At 50.0% G+C, this 21129-nt stretch carries 19 protein-coding genes and 1 pseudogene; 10 read left to right on the top strand and 10 right to left on the bottom strand.

Annotated features, from left to right (window positions below; translation table 11 throughout):
* Nucleotides 1-20: 20 nt before the first annotated feature.
* Together NEA10_RS14605 and NEA10_RS14600 are read right to left on the bottom strand one after the other, a co-directional pair.
* Nucleotides 21-1352 carry a caspase family protein gene (locus NEA10_RS14605; protein WP_252661732.1) on the bottom strand — a complete coding sequence of 444 codons (1332 nt, stop codon included), beginning with the start codon at nucleotides 1350-1352 and terminating at the stop codon, nucleotides 21-23.
* A 53-nt stretch (nucleotides 1353-1405) separates the two neighbouring features.
* Complete coding sequence (locus NEA10_RS14600; protein ID WP_252661730.1) at nucleotides 1406-2392, bottom strand: CHAD domain-containing protein; 987 nt, start codon at nucleotides 2390-2392, stop codon at nucleotides 1406-1408.
* Nucleotides 2393-2533: 141 nt separating this feature from the next.
* On the opposite strand from NEA10_RS14600, the gene NEA10_RS14595 reads away from it, so the two are divergent.
* From NEA10_RS14595 to hpnH, 5 genes are all read left to right on the top strand, one after another.
* Nucleotides 2534-3205: an HAD family hydrolase gene (locus NEA10_RS14595; RefSeq protein ID WP_252661728.1), complete on the top strand. Its 672-nt coding sequence runs from the start codon at nucleotides 2534-2536 to the stop codon at nucleotides 3203-3205.
* Entirely contained in the window at nucleotides 3202-4200 is a 999-nt protein-coding gene (gene cbiB, locus NEA10_RS14590) for an adenosylcobinamide-phosphate synthase CbiB (protein WP_252661726.1), read from the top strand. Before NEA10_RS14595 ends, cbiB begins: the two co-directional genes overlap by 4 nt.
* Before the next feature lie 66 nt (nucleotides 4201-4266).
* Complete coding sequence (gene cobD / locus NEA10_RS14585; protein ID WP_252661718.1) at nucleotides 4267-5325, top strand: threonine-phosphate decarboxylase CobD; 1059 nt, start codon at nucleotides 4267-4269, stop codon at nucleotides 5323-5325.
* A 35-nt stretch (nucleotides 5326-5360) separates the two neighbouring features.
* The gene (locus NEA10_RS14580) at nucleotides 5361-6290 is read left to right on the top strand and encodes a S66 peptidase family protein (RefSeq protein WP_252661711.1); all 930 of its coding nucleotides are present in this window, start codon (nucleotides 5361-5363) and stop codon (nucleotides 6288-6290) included.
* 166 nt (nucleotides 6291-6456) lie between these two features.
* On the top strand, nucleotides 6457-7479 hold the full coding sequence (hpnH, locus tag NEA10_RS14575; RefSeq protein WP_252661709.1) for an adenosyl-hopene transferase HpnH: 1023 nt from the start codon (nucleotides 6457-6459) through the stop codon (nucleotides 7477-7479).
* 11 nt (nucleotides 7480-7490) lie between these two features.
* Here the strand turns inward: hpnH and NEA10_RS14570 are convergent, their stop codons facing one another.
* Together NEA10_RS14570 and cysE are read right to left on the bottom strand one after the other, a co-directional pair.
* The gene (locus NEA10_RS14570; protein ID WP_252661701.1) at nucleotides 7491-8369 is read right to left on the bottom strand and encodes an ion transporter; all 879 of its coding nucleotides are present in this window, start codon (nucleotides 8367-8369) and stop codon (nucleotides 7491-7493) included.
* Nucleotides 8370-8469: 100 nt separating this feature from the next.
* The gene (gene cysE, locus NEA10_RS14565; protein ID WP_252661699.1) at nucleotides 8470-9210 is read right to left on the bottom strand and encodes a serine O-acetyltransferase; all 741 of its coding nucleotides are present in this window, start codon (nucleotides 9208-9210) and stop codon (nucleotides 8470-8472) included.
* A 166-nt stretch (nucleotides 9211-9376) separates the two neighbouring features.
* On the opposite strand from cysE, the gene tatC reads away from it, so the two are divergent.
* The 3 genes from tatC to NEA10_RS14550 all read left to right on the top strand — a co-directional run bounded on the left by tatC (nucleotide 9377) and on the right by NEA10_RS14550 (nucleotide 11174).
* The gene (gene tatC / locus NEA10_RS14560) at nucleotides 9377-10153 is read left to right on the top strand and encodes a twin-arginine translocase subunit TatC (RefSeq protein WP_252661697.1); all 777 of its coding nucleotides are present in this window, start codon (nucleotides 9377-9379) and stop codon (nucleotides 10151-10153) included.
* 38 nt (nucleotides 10154-10191) lie between these two features.
* Nucleotides 10192-10893: an MgtC/SapB family protein gene (locus NEA10_RS14555; RefSeq protein WP_252661694.1), complete on the top strand. Its 702-nt coding sequence runs from the start codon at nucleotides 10192-10194 to the stop codon at nucleotides 10891-10893.
* 77 nt (nucleotides 10894-10970) lie between these two features.
* Entirely contained in the window at nucleotides 10971-11174 is a 204-nt protein-coding gene (locus NEA10_RS14550) for a CAB/ELIP/HLIP family chlorophyll-binding protein (protein ID WP_252661692.1), read from the top strand.
* Between the two features lie 58 nt (nucleotides 11175-11232).
* On the opposite strand, the gene NEA10_RS14545 is transcribed toward NEA10_RS14550, so the two are convergent.
* Entirely contained in the window at nucleotides 11233-12660 is a 1428-nt protein-coding gene (locus NEA10_RS14545; RefSeq protein WP_252661690.1) for a DVUA0089 family protein, read from the bottom strand.
* A gap of 40 nt (nucleotides 12661-12700) precedes the next feature.
* Entirely contained in the window at nucleotides 12701-13276 is a 576-nt protein-coding gene (locus NEA10_RS14540; RefSeq protein ID WP_252661682.1) for a TolB family protein, read from the bottom strand.
* A gap of 390 nt (nucleotides 13277-13666) precedes the next feature.
* Between NEA10_RS14540 and NEA10_RS21125 the strand changes: the two genes are divergently transcribed.
* Together NEA10_RS21125 and NEA10_RS14530 are read left to right on the top strand one after the other, a co-directional pair.
* Nucleotides 13667-14002, top strand: coding sequence for a hypothetical protein (locus tag NEA10_RS21125; protein WP_374111920.1), 336 nt, complete (start codon nucleotides 13667-13669; stop codon nucleotides 14000-14002).
* 28 nt (nucleotides 14003-14030) lie between these two features.
* A pseudogene (locus tag NEA10_RS14530) lies at nucleotides 14031-14315 on the top strand (transposase); the annotation flags it as partial.
* 151 nt (nucleotides 14316-14466) lie between these two features.
* On the opposite strand, the gene NEA10_RS14525 reads toward NEA10_RS14530, so the two are convergent.
* From NEA10_RS14525 to NEA10_RS14510, 4 genes are all read right to left on the bottom strand, one after another.
* Entirely contained in the window at nucleotides 14467-15381 is a 915-nt protein-coding gene (locus NEA10_RS14525; protein ID WP_252661680.1) for an HNH endonuclease family protein, read from the bottom strand.
* A complete protein-coding gene (locus tag NEA10_RS14520; protein WP_252661678.1) occupies nucleotides 15381-18749 on the bottom strand; it encodes a restriction endonuclease subunit S in 3369 nt (1122 codons plus the stop codon). Before NEA10_RS14520 ends, NEA10_RS14525 begins: the two co-directional genes overlap by 1 nt.
* A gap of 225 nt (nucleotides 18750-18974) precedes the next feature.
* Nucleotides 18975-19121: a hypothetical protein gene (locus NEA10_RS14515; RefSeq protein WP_252661676.1), complete on the bottom strand. Its 147-nt coding sequence runs from the start codon at nucleotides 19119-19121 to the stop codon at nucleotides 18975-18977.
* Nucleotides 19122-19137: 16 nt separating this feature from the next.
* Nucleotides 19138-20592 (bottom strand): class I SAM-dependent DNA methyltransferase, encoded by a 1455-nt coding sequence (locus NEA10_RS14510; RefSeq protein WP_252661674.1) that lies wholly within the window; start codon nucleotides 20590-20592, stop codon nucleotides 19138-19140.
* Nucleotides 20593-21129: the final 537 nt, after the last annotated feature.

Here is a 21129-nt window from a genome sequence, read left to right as displayed (position 1 = left end):
AGGAGAGGATTCGGGGGAAATTAGGGGATTTGGTTTTCCCAGGTGGCAATTCGTTCTTGAGCCGTTTCATAAACCTGGCTCGTTTCGGGAATTAAGCGAGCCGCATCAATAGCAAATTGAAGCTGGCCCGCCTCCGCTCGCTGTTCGGCTAACTCTAAGATGTCCTGACTCCAGCCCTCGATCGCCCCTTGAGCTTGATCATAGAGCGGTTCGCCGGCTTGGATTTGCCGCACTTGCTCGATCGCCCGCCAGTACGATGAAGCCTGTCCCGGGTCGATTTGCCCTTGAGCCTGTTCGAGTATTTCTTGATTTTCACTGGGGTCTGGGGGCGTTTCAGGTGGCTCTGGGGACGTTTCTGCGGTGGGGGTGGACTCCTCCGGTTGCGGCGGTCTGGGGTCACCCAACACACCCACCATGAGGAAGGCCGCGATCGCCCCTAAGAGTGCCACTAATTGCCAGAGTCCCCCAGCTTGGGCCGTCGCAGTCCGGCGGGGAGTCTCTGGCTCTGGGGTCTCCTTGGGCGTGGCCTCTGACGTCACCGGTTCTGTCCTATCTGGGGCCAGGTCAGCAGTAGCGTCAGCGGGGACTTCGGGAGCCGTCTCTGGGGGTGAATCATTGACAAATAGCGATCGCCCCTTCCTCGACTCCGAAGCCACCAACAGAGGAGTTTGAGGCGGTTGGCGACATTGCTCAGCCAGAATCCCTAAGGATTGCTTTAACTCCCCTTCAATCTCAGCCAGGGTGCGATCGTCGTGATAGCGTAGGGCAGCCATCAACGCCGTAGTAAACAGGCCTCGCCGTAAATCCCGGGATTCCCGCGATCGCTCATCCAACTGACAACTGAGCAAGAGAGGAATCTCAGCGGTTTGGGCCAACTCAACCAACTCCGAGCCAATCCGTTGCCCCAATTGCGGGGCCGTCGGGCGGCAGATATCCAGAAATAAATTGATATGACGACTCTTGAGAGTCTGAAGCCTCTCCAGCAGCCAGCGGGCCGCGATCGCCGTTTCCGGGAGCCGTTCGGGATCACTATCACGCAGCAAAAAATAGTCCTGGCCGCCATGATTCAACCCATAGCCACTAAAAAAGAGCCAGACCACATCCTCCGCCCCCACCTGCTCCGGCAGCCAGTCTTGTACTAGGTCTTGGAAAACCGCCATTTTCGGGTCCGTTTCCATCTCCTCCCCAATTGGCGGCGACTGTTCCGTCAGCAAAGCACAATGCTCCGGAGACAGCCGCCCCGTCTCCACAAGATAATCTCGCAACCCCTGGGCATCTTGCACCGCAAACCGCAGAGGCTGAAGATAGTAATAGTGATCAAGTCCGACGGCAAGCAGAACGAGGTGGCCCATAGAGACGTGGTGACGTGGTGAAGGATACTGGCGATGAGGCCGTCTTGGCCCGCTTAACCTTGGTAGCCGTTGACGACTTCAGAACGAAAGACTTGGCGAATCGGGGCAGAGAGATACCGAGATTGGAGATGTTGCCACTCCGTCCAAGCCTGATAGCGTGTCCGTTGTAGCTGTTGGGCTAACTCAGGGGCCACCTTGCTAAAGTCCTGATTTAAGGCCTCACTGAGAAATTCCGCCATGACATAGCTATCCTGGAGATTGCCCAATACCTCTTGTAACTCTTTCATATCTGAGACATAGGCCTGATAGGTCGGACTATAGAGGTCGGTAAACAGATACATGAGATAGCGGACTCGCTTGGTTTGTTTACGCAGGTTATGGAGATGTTTACCCTGACTCAGCAGCAAGGCTTCCACCTCCTCTGGAGTCAGTTTTGCTGTCTCGATGCTGCCCGAGGAGTCGGCCTCAGCCCATGACTCCGTCGGCCGGGACTGGCCAACCCACCAACCCGGTTCTAGCAGCAAGCCACTAATACTCGGCAGTAGAATATCGGCGACAACATCCCGAATCGGTAAATCGGCATAGGGACGGTATTGAGGATGTTGTAACCATTCCTGAATTGCCCCTTTGAATTTGTTGTAGGCCTTGCCCCGCAGTAACTCCTCGGTGTCTTTGCGGGCGGCTTTACGGCGTTTGGCGAGGGTTTTTAGGGCGGGTTCGAGGCGATCGCGCTCTTTTTGGGGACTGTTGGGCAATAATTGCCTCTGGAGTAAATCTTGCATCACATCAATATCCCGTAACACCCCCAGGGTGCGGGCCATTTTGCCAATCTTGCGATTTCGGGCCGGTTTCGGGAGTTCAATGGCGGCGGCGAAGCCAACGGTGTCACTGCGTAAGCGTCGCATTCCCACCCGCATTTGATGGAGGGCTTCGGGATCGCGATCGCCCAGAACATCCTCCTCATACTTAAGGATATGCTCGACATGGGCGCTGATGGCTTGGTGGGCGCGATCGCCAAAGGTGGGAGTTGAAGAAGTCATGATGCGTCAGTCGCCTAGTAATACGTCGGGGAGAGCCGGCCCGAAGGGAACGCCAAATCAGAGTCAGACCTTAGCCATCCGGTTTGCAACAAAGTTTGCAACAATAGTACCGCTACTGTTGAACCGGGGGGAAGTTTCAGGTTGGTACTCACTGCAATTCTCTTTGATCTCGATGGAACCCTCGTCAATACTGATATTTTGCATTTCAGCATTTGGCAAGACCTGCTCTTGGATCAGGGAATCACCATCGATCGCCCCTTCTATGACCAGTTTATGGTAGGTCATCGCAATGAGGCGATTGTTCGGGATGTCTTATCTCATCTGCCCTTTGAGGTGGGGATGGAACTAGCACAGCGTAAAGAAGCTTTGTTCCGGGAACGGGGCCATCAGATGCAACGGTTGGCGGGGTTGGATCGTCTTCTGGATTGGCTCTCTCAAGAGGGGTTAGCCACCGCTGTCGTCACCAATGCGCCCCGGAAAAATGCGGAGATGATGCTCACCTCCTTGGGATTGAGCGATCGCTTTGATACGCTCATTATCAGCGAGGAATTACCCCAGGGAAAACCCCATCCCTTGCCCTATCAAACAGCCTTAACCCAGCTAGGGCGAGAGTCCCGAGAGGCGATCGCCTTTGAAGATACTCCCTTGGGGATTCGCAGTGCCGTCGGGGCAGGAGTGACCACCATCGGCATGGCCACCACCCATGATCCCCAAGTGTTACAGGAGGCGGGGGCTGAATTTGCCATTGAGGACTTCACCCGGAAGCGTCTCTGGACCTGGTTACCCCAGTTGAGACCGTCAGACCCATTATGAGTGATATGGCCCTCGACGATGGGGCGATCGCCCTGCTGATTTTCCTGGCCTCCCTCCTCCTCGACTATCTTCTGGGAGACCCTTGGCATTGGCTGCATCCGGTGCAAGTCATGGGTTGGGTCATTTCTGCCTATACCGAGACGGCCTTGCGTCTGACGCAATCGCCGCCCCTGTTACGACTGCTGGGGGTGGGGTTAACCTTGCTGATGCTATTGGGAAGTGGAGGGGTAGCTTGGGGGATGATAGCTCTAGGAGGCTGGATTCATCCGGGATTGGCGGGGGCGATCGCCATAGTTCTCTTCGCCTCCTGTCTAGCCGGACGCAGTTTACGCCAGGCCGCCGAAGATGTCTTAGCCCCAGTTCTCCAAGGAGATATCGAGGGGGCCCGGCAACGGTTAAAAAACTATGTGGGACGGGATACGGAAGACCTGAGCGAGTCGGAAATCTTACGGGCCGTTTTGGAGACGGTAGCAGAAAATACGGTGGATGGGGGGACTGCTCCGTTATTCTACGGAATTGTTGGGTCAATCGTATCTCCAGGGGGCGCGGCAGTGGTCGCTCTTGCCTACAAATCCGTTAGCACCCTGGATTCCATGATTGGCTATAAACGTTCTCCCTATCGTGATATCGGCTGGTGCAGCGCGCGCACCGAGGATGTTTTAACCTGGCTTCCCTGTCGCTTAACTGTCCTGACTATCGCCCTGCTCTCGGGCCATCCCCGTCGCCTCTGGGGACAATGTCACGAGCAAGGCCAACTCGATCCCAGTCCCAACTCCGGTTGGAGTGAATGCGCCTATGCTATGGCGTTGGGGGTCCAGTTGGGAGGAGAGAATCGCTATCAAGGAGTGGTGACGGAGAAACCCCGATTGGGAAAACCAGACCGCGAGATTACAGCTTCTGTGGTGCAGGAGGCGTTGGGGTTAACCCGTCGTCTACTGGTCTGGGGGGCCCTCATAGGAGTATGGTGGATCTGGGCACATTACCGCTTCGGCTAGGACGACCATTTCAGACTCTGATTGCGTCTGGCTATGTGTCCAAGTTCTTCTCCCCTTCCATTTATAATGAGCGATCCCCCAATTCATGGTGGAAATTTGACTTGGGCTGCGGCCTTCGCGGGATGCCCACCCGAGGAACTTTTAGACTTTTCCGCCAATATCAATCCCCTAGGACCCCCTCAGTCTGCCCTTGAGGCAATTGAAAGGACATTGGGGGAGCTGCGGAACTATCCTGATCCGCACTATGGGGCCTTACGGGGGGCGATCGCCCAAAGTCATAAGATTGACCCAGCCTGGGTGTTACCGGGCAATGGGGCGGCAGAATTATTGACTTGGGCGGGGTTAGAACTGTCCCAATGCGATCGCGTTCTCTTGCCCCTCCCGGCCTTTGGTGACTATGGTCGTGCCCTCCAGACCTTTGGAGCCAAAATCTGTCCAGTATCAGCCTGGAATCAACCCCTTTGGCAGGTCAGTTCTCGGGAAGGACTGCTCGTGAATAATCCCCATAACCCCACCGGACAACTGTGGCCCCGTTGGCGTTTACGAGCTATGTTGGAAACGGCCCAGTTAGTGGTGGCCGATGAGGCCTTTATGGATTTTCTAGAACCGAACCATCAGGAAAGCCTGATTGATTGGGTGACGGAATTTCCCAATTTGGTGGTGTTGCGATCGCTCACCAAGTTTTACAGTCTGCCGGGCCTGCGACTGGGTTATGCTGTCTCCAATCCTGAGCGGTTGCGACGCTGGCAAGGCTGGCGAGATTCTTGGCCCGTTAATGTCTTAGCGGCGGCGGCTGGAACTGCCGTTTTAGCCGATACGGCGTTTCAGCAGCGTACCTATCAATGGTTGAAACCGGCTAAACAGAAACTCTGGGACGCCATTAATGAGATTCCTGGATTGTCGGCGGATTGGGGGGCAGCGAATTTTCTCCTGGTGAGAACTAGGATGCCTGGAGATCAGTTACAACGGTTATTGTTGCGGGAACAGCGAATTTTTGTGCGGGATTGTCTGAGCTTCCAGGAATTGGGCGATCGCTTTATTCGCATTGCCGTCAAACGCCCCCAAGAAAATCGCCGTTTGGTCTCTGCCCTAGAGGTAATTTTCGATTCTAACCAGTACACTTGAGGAGGCATGGCCTCCTCCCCCCCGAGTGAAGTTCTATGCACCTGCGTCTGTTAAGTCCCCCATGCCTCCAACCTGGAGACACCCTTCATGTCATTGCCCCTAGTGGGGGTCTGCGGGAATCCTCCACCGTCGAACAGGGATTGCAACTCTGGCGCGATCGCGGCTATCACCTAGTCCTCACCCCCGGCTGGGATGGGCGATATGGCTATCTCTCAGGGGACGACTCCCAACGACGACAACGACTCTATGAGAGTTTCCATGACCCCGAGGTAAAGGGCATTCTCTGTCTTCGCGGCGGCTACGGGGCCACACGACTCCTGGAAAACTGGCATTGGGGAGTGCATCTGCCCCCCAAATGGCTGATTGGTTTTTCTGACATTACAGCCTTGCTCTGGAGTCTCTCCAAAGAGGGAGTGTCGGGCCTCCATGGCCCTGTGCTAACAACCCTGGCCGCCGAACCCGATTGGTCTCAAGAGCGACTGTTTAAGTGGGTTTCCGGACGGGCGATCGGTCCCATACAAGGTCAAGGTTGGGGTGGGGGAAGTTGTGTGGGACGTTTATTTCCCGGCAATCTTACCGTCGCCACCCATCTCATGGGAACCGACCATGAACCGGACTTAACCGGAGCGATTCTGGCCTTTGAAGACACCGGCGAATCCCCCTATCGCATTGACCGTCTCCTCACCCATTGGCGGATGTCGGGGCGTTTTAAGCATATTGCCGGAATTGCTCTCGGCCGCTTTAGTGGCGGCGATGTCCCCCCCGGAACCCCCAGTTTCACCATGGCCGAGGTACTGCGCGATCGCCTCAGCGACCTAACAATTCCCATCGTCTCCGACCTCCCCTTCGGTCATGATGGCGTTAACGCGGCTCTCCCCGTGGGGGTGGTGGCTGAACTCGACGGGGACGCAGGAACCCTCAACGTCACCCCCTATCCTGATCGCTACGAAATCACGTCCCCCTAATTCGGAACTCGGTCCTGATTTCCCCCTCCCCCCGGCCAACGTCAGTCCTTTCCGCTAAAATAGTAGGCCTAGGGATGTCCTAGATGAAACAGTCAAGATATCAACAGAACTCAGTTTAATCATGAGGTCTGTTGCTGCATTTTTTGGTGAGAGGAGAACGACGAGTATGGCGATTCAAATTCAACAGGCCGTTGCGGTGGGGAAATATCTCGTGGAACAGCGGCTCAAAGGACGCAAAAAGTTCCCCCTAGTCTTAATGCTTGAACCCCTCTACCGCTGCAATTTAGCCTGTTCTGGCTGCGGTAAAATTCAACATCCCACGGAAATCCTCAAACGGAATCTAACCCCAGACCAATGTTTTACAGCGGTGGAGGAATGTGGCGCTCCCGTTGTTTCGATTCCGGGGGGAGAACCCTTATTACATCCCCAAATTGATGAAATTGTCGCCGGATTAGTCCAGCGCAAGAAATTCATCTATCTCTGCACCAATGCTATCCTTTTGGAAAAGAGCCTCGCCAAATTTACCCCATCTCCCTATCTAACCTTTAGTGTCCATCTCGATGGCTTGCGGGAGAAACACGATGACTGTGTGGACCGCAAAGGGGTCTTTGATATTGCCGTCAATGCTATCAAAGCCGCCAAAGCTAAGGGTTTCCGGGTGACCACCAACACCACGGTATTTGAAGGAACAGACCCTCGCGAGATGCAAAACTTTTTTGACTTCTTAACGGAGTTGGGCGTCGATGGGATGATGGTTTCTCCGGGCTACAGCTATGAGAAAGCCCCGGACCAAGATAACTTCTTGAAACGGGAACAGACGAAAGCCCTGTTTCGGGAAATTCTCGCACCCTTCAAAGCGGGCAAGAAAAACTGGGACTTTAATCACAATCCCCTGTTTTTAGACTTCTTGATGGGAGATAAGGACTATGAATGCACTCCCTGGGGCAGTCCGAGTTACAGTGTCTTGGGGTGGCAGAAGCCCTGTTATCTCCTGGATGAAGGTCATTATGACAGCTTCAACGAGTTGATGGAAAGCACCGATTGGAGTCAGTATGGCCGCAAGAGTGGCAACCCCAAATGTGCCGATTGTATGGTGCATTGTGGCTACGAACCCACCGCTGCTATGGATGCGATGGAACCGGCCAATGTGGTGCGTTCCCTCGGCAGTGTCTTCGGCATGGCCCGTTAGGAGATGAACCCTTAATCGTCCTCTAGTCCCCCAGACTCCGTTTCTCGGTAGTGAGGGGGACTATTGATGTCTTGGCCACAATGGGGGCAAATAATCACATCACTGCCCCGTCTTTGTGCTTTTCGGGCTGCGAGTTCCTCTGAAAAACCTGAGGCTAAAATCCCCGCAGGGAGCGCAAATAAGCCAATTCCCAATACGGCTAGGGTTCCCCCCAGAATTCGCCCCAGAACGGTGACGGGGTACACATCTCCATAGCCAACAGTGGTTAAGGTAATGGTTCCCCACCAGATGGCCGCTGGAATACTGGAAAATACGTCTGGCTGGGCGGAATGTTCAGCAAAATAAATTAAGGTTGAGGACATAAAGAGGAGGACCGTCAAGACAAAAAAGGTAAGAAATAGCTCTTCTTTTTTGAGTCGATAGACACGAATTAAAATTGATAGTGACTCGGTATATCGATGTAATTTAAAAACCCGCACGAAGCGAATCAAGCGTATGGTTCTGCCCATACGGAACTGTGGGAAAAATAAGGGAACGTATAAAGATATAAAAAAGGGCAAAATCGCCAGCAAGTCAATAATGGCTAAGGGAGTACAAATAAATTTAAGCCTGCCCCAGATAGAATGGCGATATTTGGGGATAACTGTACAACTCCAGACCCTCAACACATATTCAATCGTGAACACGAAGACCGTAAACTGTTCAAAGCGGCGGAACGCCAGGAAGTAGGTTTCAAATAAGGGTTTAACGGTTTCCAGGGCAACGGCGATCGCATTGAGAAAAATCAAGCCGAGAATGAACAAATCGAGGAACTTGCCCAGGCGGTCGTCTGGCTCAGCCATGTCGAGAATCTTAGCCACTCGAAACTTGAGCGATCGCAGATGAGCCATAAGATAAACAGGAGTTCTGATACTCGATTATCACTCTCTAAAAAAATGCCCGCTGAGGGTAAGAGTCTCAACGGGCCAGTGAAGGAGAAGAGCGAAGGGGCTAAATCCCGGCCCCATCTAAAAATTCTTGAATCGTATGCTCACTCAGGTCACAATTGGGAGCCGCGACAGCCCCGACTTTCTCCAACTGCTGATAGGCGAATCGTCCCTGTTGTTCTAGCATTTCAACGTGTTTCTCCAGGGCTTGAATGCGATCGACTAGCGTCCGAATCACCTGGGCCTCAGAGTCGGGGAGTTGTCCATGTTCGAGGGGATTCACACGCACCCCAGAGCGGTACACCACGCGCCCAGGAACCCCCACCACCGTACAATCGGAGGGGACATCCCGCAGCACCACCGAGCCAGCGCCAATGCGAACATTATGACCGATTTGTAGATTGCCCAGCACCTTGGCCCCGGCTCCCACAACGACTCCTTCGCCGAGGGTGGGGTGACGTTTGCCGGTTTCCTTGCCGGTTCCGCCGAGGGTAACACCCTGATAAATCAAACAGCCATCCCCGAGAATCGCCGTCTCACCAATGACGACTCCCATACCATGGTCAATGAAGACTCCCTGGCCGATGGTGGCGCCTGGGTGAATCTCAATTCCGGTAATGAAGCGAGCAATATGGGAAATCAGACGGGGGAAAAAGGGAATCCCCACGTGGTGCAGCCAGTTGGCGAAGCGGTGAAACACCAGTGCTTGCAAACCGGGGTAGCAGAATAGCACCTCAACCCAGTTGCGGGCGGCGGGGTCGCGCTCAAAGATGATGCGAAAATCGGCAACGAGCGATCGTAGCACAGTAAAAGACCTGGTAAAACAAATCACAGTTACCTATTGTAAATCATGTTTTGGGGTTCTTCACGGGCGATCGCCGGTGAGTTTTCCCCACTGACCGAACCGAGGCAGTTTAGAATGAAAGGCACAGCTCAACCACAGCCTTGAACTCATTGTCTCTGTTGATGTCATGACGTCGCCACCGGAAACACCCCAAATCGCCCCCAACCCCCCCGAACAAGAGAATCGCTATCTCGATGAAGCGCCCTTTGAGGTGGAGATGTCTATCTTCGACCACCTCGAAGAACTACGACAGCGGATTTTCTATTCCCTGATTGCCGTCTTCATTGCCGTCATTGGCTGTTTCCTGACCGTGAAGCCCATTGTGCGGCTCTTGGAAGCCCCCGCCAATGGAGTTGAGTTTATCCAGATTCGACCCGGCGAGTTTTTCTTTGTCTCCATTGAGGTGGCCGGTTACAGTGGCCTACTCCTGGCCACGCCCTTTATCCTCTATCAAGTTGTCCGCTTTGTGCTGCCGGGCCTGACGCGCCGGGAACAGAAACTGATTGCTCCTGTGGTTCTCGGGTCGAGTGTGCTGTTCTTAGCCGGGTTAGTCTTCGCCTACGTGGCGCTCATTCCGGCGGCGCTGAAGTTCTTTGTCAACTTCGGCGACGGGGTCGTAGCTCAGCAATGGTCCATTGACGAGTATTTCAAAACGATTCTGCTGCTGCTGTTTAGTACGGGAATTGCCTTTCAAGTTCCCGTATTGCAGGCGATTCTCGGCGCCTTGGGGATTGTCTCCTCCAAACAAATGCTCTCAGGCTGGCGCTATGTGATTCTGACGGCGGCTGTTTTGGGAGCTGTCTTAACCCCCTCCACAGACCCCCTGACTCAAAGTTTACTCGGCGGGGCCGTGGCGATGCTGTACTTTAGTGGTATTGGTTTGGTCAAGGCAATGGGGAAATAGCCCATCATGCCATCAGTCAATGCGTTGGGAGACCTTCAATGGAATGGACCGAATTCACAATTCGCCTTTGTGTGGCTTTTTTCTTGGGATCTGCCATTGGCTTGGAACGACAATGGCGGCAACGGATGGCGGGCCTGCGCACCAATACCCTCGTGGCGACGGGCGCCTCCTTGTTTGTGATGCTCTCAGTTCTCACCCCCGATGAAGCGAGTCCCACTCGGATTGCGGCTCAAGTGGTGTCCGGGATTGGTTTCTTAGCTGGGGGGGTGATTCTGCGGGAAGGTCTAACGGTTCGCGGTTTAAATACCGCTGCGACAATTTGGTGTGCGGCGGCGATTGGGGCCTTGGCGGGGTCAGGCTATTTGAGCCAGGCCTTTGTCGGGTCTTTGGCGGTGTTAGCCTCAAATTTGGTGTTGCGTCCCCTGGGGTATCGCATTAATCAAGAACCTCTCAAAGGGAGTGAGATTGAACTGTGCTACAGTTGCTCTCTGGTTTGTATGGAACAAGACGAAGCGCGGGTGCGAGCCTTGTTGCTGCAATCCTTGAGTTTGGGACAGATGAAATTGCGATCGCTCCATAGTGAAGATATTGAGAATAGCCGAGGCCGGGTGGAAGTCGAGGCGGAACTGGTGACCCAAAGCCGCGAGGATGAACTACTCGAACGGGCGATTAGTCGGATTAGCTTAGAACCGGGCGTCATTGCTGCCAGTTGGCGCGTTACGGAACAGGAGTTCGGCTAAACTCCCCGAATAGCCTCGTCACTCAATGGCAAAATCCTCTACAGTGTTAACTCGGACGGTCATTGCCCTTTGAATCTATGTCAGACGAACAACAAACCCCCCAATCTGCACCTCAGTCTGAGCCAGACTCTCAGGCTGAATCCACCGAGACCCCCAGTTTTGGTTGGAACCTCTATTCAGAGAAAATCAATGGTCGCTTTGCCATGATTGGTTTTGTGGCCCTACTGGTTCTCGAAGCGGTGACGGGCCAAACCTTTCTCAGTTGGATGGGGTTGCTCTAACTGCCTAATCCATTGGACACCCAGTTTCTCAGGGAAACCGGGTGTCTGCGGGCTGTCTTTAGTTTTCCTCAACGGTTAAGCGATAACGTCCCCGTCCGGTGTTGTCATAACTATTGACAATCACGAAGTAGGTCCCCGTATAGGGCAACCGTAACATTAGTCGAGAATTCGTATTCCCGGGGTTAATATCGTCATTTTGGTCAATGAGATTATCCTGGTTGTCAAAGAGAAAAAGATAGGTATCAAACTCGGAGCTTTCCAGGTTAATGGTAACCAATTGTCCCGCTCGTCCTTCAAATTGATATTCATGATAGAGGCTACCATCGTCGGGGAGCATGGGGTCACCAGTGCGTAATACCCCTTGTTCATCGAGAAGTATGCTCGTCTGAGGCCGGCTTTGTTGCCCAGCTTGGCTGGTGAGGGTCAGTTCATAGCGACCCGATTCTCCGCCCCGGAAGGAGTTAGCCAAGACAATATAGGTATCGTTAGCGGGAAGTTGGCTAACAATGCGAGCATCGGTTCCGGCTCCCCCATCGTCATCTTGGGCGATAGAATTGCCGTTGGAATCCAGGAGAATTAGATAGGCGTCAAACTCATTCGAGGTCATGTTCAAGACAACAGTTTGTCCGGCCCGCCCTTCAAAGCTATAGGCGTTGAAGTAGCTGTTATCAACGGGTAACATATTCGAGTCGGACCCTAACTGGCCGCGAATGGGGGCTCCATCAAGTTGAACAGCTTGGGGCGGTTGTGCGCCAGGAAGACGACTTCCGGCCCGGGCGGTATCGGCTCCCCGTCCTTGGTCAATGGCGGTGAGAAAGGGTCGGACATCGGTGATGGGAATGGCGAAGCCGATACCAATGTTGCCCCCTTCCCGGCCAACGGTGAAGATAGCCGTGTTGACTCCCACCATTTGCCCATCGGAGTTGAGTAGAGGACCGCCGGAGTTACCGGGGTTGATAGCGGCATCAGTTTGGATGGTTCCATCCCGAGGGTCAATCCGACTAATAATGCCAACGGTGAAGGTGGTTTCGAGGCCAAAGGGACTGCCAATGGCAAAGGCCCGTTGACCGACACGTACGGACTCGGGGCGGGCAATTTGAATTGTGGGAAGGTTACTGGCGTTACGAATTCGTAAGGCGGCCAGGTCTTGGCCGGCGGGGTCATACCCTAAGATATCGGCGGTATATTCCTGTCCGTTGGAGAGTCGAACTCGGACGGAACGGCCGGCGGCTTCTTGAACGACATGAGCGTTGGTGAGAATAAGACCGTCTGGGGTGATAATGCTGCCGCTACCGCTGGAGTTGCCGGCGATGATGGCGACGACGGCGGGACTGGCTTGGTCGTAAACCCGGATGTTGGTCTGTTCATCCTGGTTTTGGGCGATCGCCCCTCGGGGAGCCAGTTGTGGAATGGGAGCTACTACTCCTGTTAGCAGTCCGGCAGTCAGAAGACTGGAAATACCATAGCGGAACCAAAAAGGACTCATGATATCACGTCAAGGAAGGGGATATGGGATAGGGACAACCTCAACGGACGGGAGTGGGTAAGTCCAGAGGTTGTCCGTTACGGTTATAGACCAGAATATCCCACTGGCCATTAAGATTAGCTTCAAAGGCGACAGTGCTACCATTGGCACTAATACTGGGATTACGGACAGTTGCGTCGAGATTTTCGGTCAGGTTACGCAATTGCCGGGTTTCTCGGTCATAAATAAAGATTCCTGAGCGACCCCGACGGTTTCCGGCAAAAACGATATAGCGACCATCGGCGGATATCCCGGGACTCTCGGCAATGGTGTCTAGGGAATTCAGCCCGGGGAGGGCGATGGTTCGTTGGCTTTGCCGGTCGTAGAGATAGATGTCCTGTCGTTGTTCTCGCTCGGAGACGAAGACGATGTAACGATCGGAAATCGACGGGGATAAGTCGGCAGCGAGGGAGTTCAAGCCTCGTCCCCCAGGATCGACGGGACTATTGAGTAACCGGGGGTAGGCAGCACAGCTACTTAGGGCGGTCAATAGGGAGATATAGAGGGCAAAACGTAATCGTTTTAACCCCCTTATAAGGGTAATTTTATCAATCCCAACTGGGTTAACATCCTTCATGGACTATTTTTAACCTGAGTTCGGTATAAGCTAAATAACTAAAACTCTTGTCTAGTAAAGAGTTCAGCAAATCTGGTCTGAGATGAGGCTGACTGGTGATTCGCAACAAGCTGGTTTATTGCCTCTATTTTCAACAGTTTAACTTATTGATAGCCGAGTTGGCTCAAGCAAGGGAGAAGCCGTATAAGCTAAAAAGTGTTCAATCCATTCAGCTAGCTTCTCCCTTGCTTAGTTTAGAACACCTGTTCTGACCTGGTTTACTGACAAAAGATTGTGTCCGAACCCTGTGGGGGTTACAAAGGGTCTGTAACGCTTGTCCAGCAACGGTTACAGAAAATCTGGTATAAAAAAAAGAGCCTCATCATTGTCAACAAGGCTCCCTAAACAGAAATGAATAAAAATCTACCAGCATTATACCAAGAGTTGGTCGCTGTGCATTTCACCGCTCATCAATGGCTACGGTTGACCCTATTGGTCTGTTTGATTCAAAGCCATCGTTGGGTTCGACTCGCCGACTTAGCCAACTGCCTACCTCAAACCATCAAGTTCGAAAGTCGCCGTCGAGGACTTCAACCGACCTTTCGCTGGATTATGCAGAAGTTTCAAGGAATCCACTGGGTTAATCTCGATGGGCAAAGGCAGATTAGCAATCTCAATGATGAACGGCGATTGATTATTCACCTCTTCACTCCACCCGTTGAGCGCTATTACTACGCATCCGGTTAATTATTTATCAACCTGCGGAATGTAGGCTCTGGCTCAAGAGTTACTCGAAAGCCTGGGCATTGCGTTTTTCGCCAAGCCTCGCCGTAATATGAAGAACAAGCTGATGCGGCTCCATGACAAGCTTCTGTCCCGCCAACGCTCCATTATTGAGATGATTCTCGACCAGCTCAAGAACATTTCTCAGATTGAGCATTCTCGTCATCGCAGTCCGGTCAACTTCTGCGTCAATCTCCTGTGTGGCTTGATTGCCTACTGCCATCAGCCCAAGAAGCCTTCTCTTGACTTGGACTGGCTTTTGCCTCGTTCGGCTTAACCCGAACTCACGTACGGTTATGTCCTCAAAAATGGGTCGATTATCTCAAGGGTCAACGGGCTGTAACTCTTTTCTAGTCTTCGTTATAGACTCTTTGTCACCCCCACAGTCAGGTTAGTAAAGGAGAGTTATCGCGCCCTTAATGGGGGAACTAATTCGGTCTGTCATTCAAAATTTTTTCGAGCCATTCTCGCTTTACCTGATGACCACGTTCCATTTTGTAAACTTCAAACCTTGCATAAGCTAAGGCTGCTGACGAATATTCAGAGTCTCGATCAATAAGCCGTAAGAGTTCTTTTAGTCTACCTATATAAAGTTTTTTCATTGTACGATCTGTTATTTTTGAATATAAAATTTCCATATCTTGTATCAACGAACGAATTCTTGTAGCCAAACTTTTGCGGTCACGGACAAATTCTTGGTGATTAAGATGATAGATCTGAATAGAAATCTCCGCTCTTTTATGCTCTCTTGTACCCGGAGTTTGTGCAGGAGTAGGCTGACCATTAGGGCTAAAAGTGAGTAGCTTCCAGTCCTCTGGGTCGATTGGATCAAGAAGATCAACGTCTTCCATTTCAAAATTTTCTCCTTCTTGCCTAGCTCTGAAAGTTCCAGAAACTGGAAAGTGATCCCACTTTCCTCCATCTGTACTGTTTGCTGTATCGACACGACGCTGATTGCACCATTGACAAGAGTAGCGATAGTTGCGCCAATCAAATGCAAGCCACCAATAGCCTTCGTGGTGAGGATCTTCACACACTCGATTTTTAGGACGAAAGTGATCAACGTCCTTATTAGAACCTGGATTTGAACTCTCTGAGTACCAACATTTGCTATTACGGAGTTTCGCTAAACAAGGAGCTAACTCTCGCCAAATTTTTCTGCGTGAACTCTTATCTAATCCTTTCGAAATCGCCTTCTTTCTTGCGGCACGAATGTCTTCGCCAGTGGCGCGAGCTTCTTGTTCGGCACGTTCTATTTCTTGTCGTAGCCCATTAAGGGCTTTATCAGCTCGTGTCTGCCATCCATCGGGAAGCTCTAATTGGTCTATATCAACCCAACGCATTAGTTAGCGACCTCTGCCTGCAATTCGGCTAAGACTTCTTCGAGAACTTCACCAGCAATCTGATCAACCTCTTCTCGTTGCTCTGGACTGAGGAATCGAGTACCAGTCATCAAGTCACTGTATCTACGACTCCAGGCACGTATAAAAGCCGCATAGTATGGATCACTGAAAGCCTTTTGAAATCCGGCATCTTCTAAACGTTTGTTGACTTCTTCAAGTTCTATAGCTTCCTCTGGAGTTAGAGAATCTTCCTTAGCAACTAGACGAACCTTTGTATCTAGGTCAGCAAGTGTTTCCTCATCCAGATCACTCCGCATCCCAAACATCTCACTCGTAAGGATACCAGTGAATCCAAGTCCGCGCGGATTAACAGTTGGCTGATCCCATTTACAAGCACCTGTTTGCCAATCCCGTTTGAGAAGGTGAATTTGCTCCTTCAAGAGACTTGCTATGACCAAAGGATCATGAGTTGACATGAGAATTTGGCTTGTTTGTTGTTCTTCCGACTGACCCGAATTCTCGCTCATTACACGAGTGAGGAGTTTCAGGTAATCTACGCTCCAATGGGGATTGAGATGCGTATCCGGTTCGTCAAGCAACACTAAAGACTGATGAGATTTTGTAAAACGCATTAAGCCCAATACCATGAGTAATTGTTGCTCACCCTCACTTAATTCATGAAATGTAATTGCCACTTGCTCTGTCTTCGTCGCATCTACACGCACCTGAATGTTTAGGTCATAGATCAATTCAGAAAAATCTATGCTTTCAAGAGCTAGGAAAAATGTCCGGGCATCTTGGTATTCAGCGGCAAAGGCGTGCAAGCTCTGCAAATCGGGCAGAAAGAAGTAGTAATGTTCCTCACTCCTTGATCGATAACCCTCTCTCACAGTCTGTTTAACCACCATTGGGGCAATTGCAAATCGCCGGAGTCGCTCCATGACACGTCGCATAACACCACGCGCACCCCAGAATTCGGCAGCCTTCCCAGATCTTGCCCAGCGCGGCTTACGAATAACGAACAATGCCGACTCGAAGCCAACAATTCGCAGCCTCTCTTCAAGAAACTGTCTGATAGCAAGATCTTCCTTATGAAAAAAGGCTAGTAAAACATATTTAGCATGGTGATTTTCAGCACAGAAAAAGCGGCGCTTCTCCAAAAGGTTAGCAAGAGTCTCTGGATCATCAGATTTGGCATCTCGTAAGCTATTGTAGTGAGCTTGATTCATTGGTAAAAAATGATCAGCTAAGCGATTTGTAGGTCCTGAATAGTAACCAAATATAAATCGAGGTAATAAGAGTTTGTGGCGGGCAATACTTTTCAATTGCTCAGGCTCGTCTTTTTCTGCTTGAAGTGTACCCATCTTCAACTTAGGTCGCTTCATTGCACCTGGTTGCCAAGAAATCTCTATTATTTTTTCGTTCACGACATAACGGAGTCGATAACCCTTCATGGGGTTTTCTGTCCACTGATTCTTTTCCCACCATTTATACAGGTCACGAAAGATAATGACCAAGGCTTCAAAAAGGTTGGATTTTCCAGTACCGTTCCAGCCAAGAACGATATCTATGCTGTGAGAGGAATCGAAGCGTACTGTATAATCGGTCAGATTTTTGAAATCCTCTAACCAAAGCTCTATCAATCGAAAAGAGCCTTTCTGTGAAGAGTGATCATTTCCACCCTTGGCAATTGAGCTTTGTGTTTCTACAGAGTATTCTTGCGTTGATTTCTCGAAAGCAACGCGCACTTCAGGAGTTAACCGTAACGCCTCATAAAACTGCACAACTTCTTCTGCTTGGAATCCGGCTTGGTCAAAAAGCTTGTCAGCATCTGTTTGACCTCCCAATTTTTGAAATGCAGAGCGAAGAGCTTTTACACAATCATCTAATGATTTTGGCATAAAGTTTGTTGACTTCTCTTTGGTTTTAGATCTGACAGTTCGTGTGGTCTTTCGCTTAGAGTCCATGCCCCTTTTCTCAGATTTTATTCTCTCTAGCAGTACAGAGGCTGGTTCATCATCAGGATCTTGTGGCACTAGCTCACCACGAAATGCCTTAGACAACAAAATAGGTGTTAACTGTTCGACTCGTGTAAGGGCATTTTGATAACAAGCGTCAATGCGATCAGCGTAACCAAATAATACCTCTACACGGCGAACAATTTCACTCTGTTCTTCTACCGGAGGAATAACTATCGGTAATGCAGAGAGAAGAGATTTATTGATTGAAGCTAGATTTGTCGTCTGTTTGCCAACAGAAAGAAAGTAGGCGGCTCCTCTTGAATTTCCATACCAAGAAAAGAATTTTGGTTCAAAAAATTTGTTTTTAAGACGAACTCTGAATACGTGATTCTGAAATGTACAGCGTTCAATTTCACTGTCCCATACCCATCCTCTACCAAGCTTATCAATATCACCTCCTTCGTTAAAAAGGATATCTCCTCGAGTGAGCAACAATTCTTCAATGCGCTGCTGGGGTACTCGAATAGTTTTTATCTCTCTTAAATCGAAAAAGCCTCGTTGTACATTAGCAACTCTCAAATAAGGCAACTCTTCATACGCTGGATCTTGCTTTTTTGAATCTTTGGTAATTCCACCAACAATTTCTGCAATTTCTCCTAATCGAGCTACATTCCAACTTACGGGAAACCTAAAATTACCAAAGCAACGTGCATCTGCAAAGCAAAACTCAGTTAATTCGTCTCCAATTTCTCTATTAAAATCTACATTTCTATGTTCAGCCCGCCAGTTCTCTGTCAACTTGCCTGATGTTGCATCAGCGATAACAGCTTGTCGAAAATCTTTAAGAATGCACGATACACGCTCTAGGCGATCGTGACACGCATCTACCCGTACTAGCAATCTATCAAGCTTATCAGCAATCAGTTTCTGTTCTTTAAGTGGTGCAAGTGCCAACGGTAGCTGAGCTGCAACCGAACTTGAAAGTTCTTTGAAAGTTGTACCAGTTGCCATAGATTCAGCAACAGGTTTAATGTACTTTAGATAAAAGTAGACAAATCGACTATCAAGACCTTCTGGTAATACAAAGCTCTTAAATCCTTGATTAGTGGTTAATTCATTGGCAGCGATTGCAACATAACCAACTGGAGCACGACTGGAGAAGAGTACACTACCTGATGGAATTTTTGTAGCTGAGCAAGCAGAAAATCCCTTGTCGGAAAGATTTCTTCTACCACGGCTGATATATATATCTTTGTAGCCACTTAGGTCAGCAGGTGTGATCCACGAAATGCCATCTTCAGTAGTGAAATTAGTCAAATCTTTTGATGGAGGAGTCCCTCCACTAACTATTTGGGTAACTTCGCCAATTTTGCAGCGAGCCCATCCTTCTGGTATCTCCACGCTCACGCCTCAACCTCCCAATCTTCAACTTGCAACCCATCTGCACGCCCAAACTTTTTTGTATTATGTGTCACTACGTTCAAATTCATGCCTTTTAGATAAATGATGCAGACGTTTGTATTAGGTTTGTAGCTTGTATTAAGAATATATTTCATTCTCAGGGTTTACATTCAGCTTGTTCATTTTCAGGATATTTAAATATAATGAGTCATCTTGAATACATCCGTAAAACTATGCAAGAGGTTTAGCTTCAACCCCTTGGTTCAGTGCCATTGGATAAAAAATGACAACCTCGATATCCATATCTTTAATGTTACGTAAATGAACCTTCAAAAGACCATCACTGCCGATATGGGATTTTATTGTGATGCTCTGCATAGTTCTCACTCTGTACCTAAAAACTGATTTCTTCTCCCAATTCTTGCATAATGTCCTGTAACTCCGCTATGGCCGCTTCCAGTTCACTGATTGCTTCCTGGGCAAGTATTGGAGGTTCAGCTAAGTCGGCGTTCTCCTCTTCGCGTTCATCCTTCAGCCAAGAAATGTCTAAATTGTCGTCACGTTCAGCAATCCAGTCACGGGAAAATCGTCTAAAGCGTCCTTTCTTTCCAGTTTCAGTACGCTGTGCCAAACTAGCATCACCACCCAAAGGATCATCACCAAAGAAGGCTTCAAACTCAGTAAAATGTTCACGCCTCAGCAATGTCCGACGTCCAAACTGGGGAGTGTTAGTACGCAGGTCATATACCCACACTTCTTTCGTATTGCCTGTTTGCTTCTTCCCACGGGTAAAAAACAGCACATTTGTCTTAACGCCTTGAGCATAGAAAATACCAGAGGGTAAACGCAAAATCGTATGCAGATTGCATTTGTCCATTAAAGCTGCCCGGATCTGACGTCCCACGTTGCTTTCAAACAGCACATTGTCAGGAAATACGGCAGCAGCACGACCTCCGGGCTTCATCCCAATGTAAATGTGTTGTAAGAAGCAAAACTGTTTATTGCTGGTGGGAAACTCAAAATCTGAACGGTTGGGCAAGCCTCCACCTTTTTTGCTGCCAAATGGCGGATTAGTGAGAATCAGCGTCGCTGGCGGTAGGGCTTGTCCATCCGGTGAAAGTGTATCACCATAATGTATGCCTGCACCTTGCGGATCAGAATCTAGCCCATGGAGCATCAAATTCATTAATGCCAGACGATGGGTGTCTTGGACATGCTCCATTCCATAAAAGGTATTGCCGTGATATTTATCCTTTTGTTTTTTAGTCCAGCTATTCGGATTACCATGTTCTCGGATATAGCGATTGGCAGCAATTAAGAATCCACCTGTACCCGCAGCAGGGTCTTGAATAATATCATCCAGGGTAGGACGCATCACACGCACCATACTGTCAATGAGTGGACGGGGCGTAAAGTACTGCCCAGCCCCAGCCTTTTTTTCATTGGCGTTTTTCTCTAACAACCCTTCGTAGACATCACCGAGTCCCTCTCGCTTGGCATTGTACCAATCAAGCTTGTCAATCTCAGTGACTAGCTTGGAAAGCGTTGTGTCTTTTTTAATAGAAGAATGGGCATCCGTAAAAATTTCTTTAACCGTCGTAGAACCATAACTGCCTAAATATCTCAACAGCTCCTTATAGAATTTCAACGGACTCTCTGTTTGCCCCTCTAGATCATACCAGCGATAACCCTCTGGAAGTTGACGCTCAGTGCCAGTTTCTTTCGCCATCTTCAGAAACAGCAGGTACGTCAGTTCGATCACATACTGATGGTAGGTTACTCCGTCGTCTTTGAGAATATTGCAGAGATTCCATAGCTTGGCAACAATGTCATGGGCAGCAGTACTCATAAGTAAAATTATATACCTCATACTTCATTGCGCAAAAGCCTATCATTGCAGACCGGGTGAAAAATTAGCGCCAAATATCGGATAAAATCAAAAATAAAACTTTCTCTTATGACCCATGCCTGTTGTGGACTCGGTTACATTTAAGCTTCGGCCAGTATCATGGTCATAGCCATATAACAAATGTACACCAGCTAGCAGCAATGATCAACAGTCAATCGTTAATATTGACTACTCCCCGCGCATCACGCGATGGAGATTTCCCGGAGGGATTTCAGAACTGTCGGCTAGCGGACTCCCAGGTGACTTCGAAGACACCTCTACAGGTTACCCAGAGGCTTCCCGTTACATTTTTGTGGCTTTGCCTAGACTCTCGCAGATGGGACATCTTTGCTACCGACACTTCCGCGCCTGTATTGCTACGCAAGTTTGCCCTCACGGGATGTTAAGCCCCAGCTAACCGGGTTTTAGGCAAGGAACGGCCGCAAGACGTATTATAGCACGTTATGACGACTAGAGCCGCTTGGCTGAAATCTTTAC

The sequence above is a fragment of the Phormidium yuhuli AB48 genome (genome assembly GCF_023983615.1).
GTDB classification, from domain to species: domain Bacteria; phylum Cyanobacteriota; class Cyanobacteriia; order Cyanobacteriales; family Geitlerinemataceae; genus Sodalinema; species Sodalinema yuhuli.
Note: the sequence above shows the minus strand (reverse complement) of the source record. Positions and strands in the feature narration are given on the sequence as shown.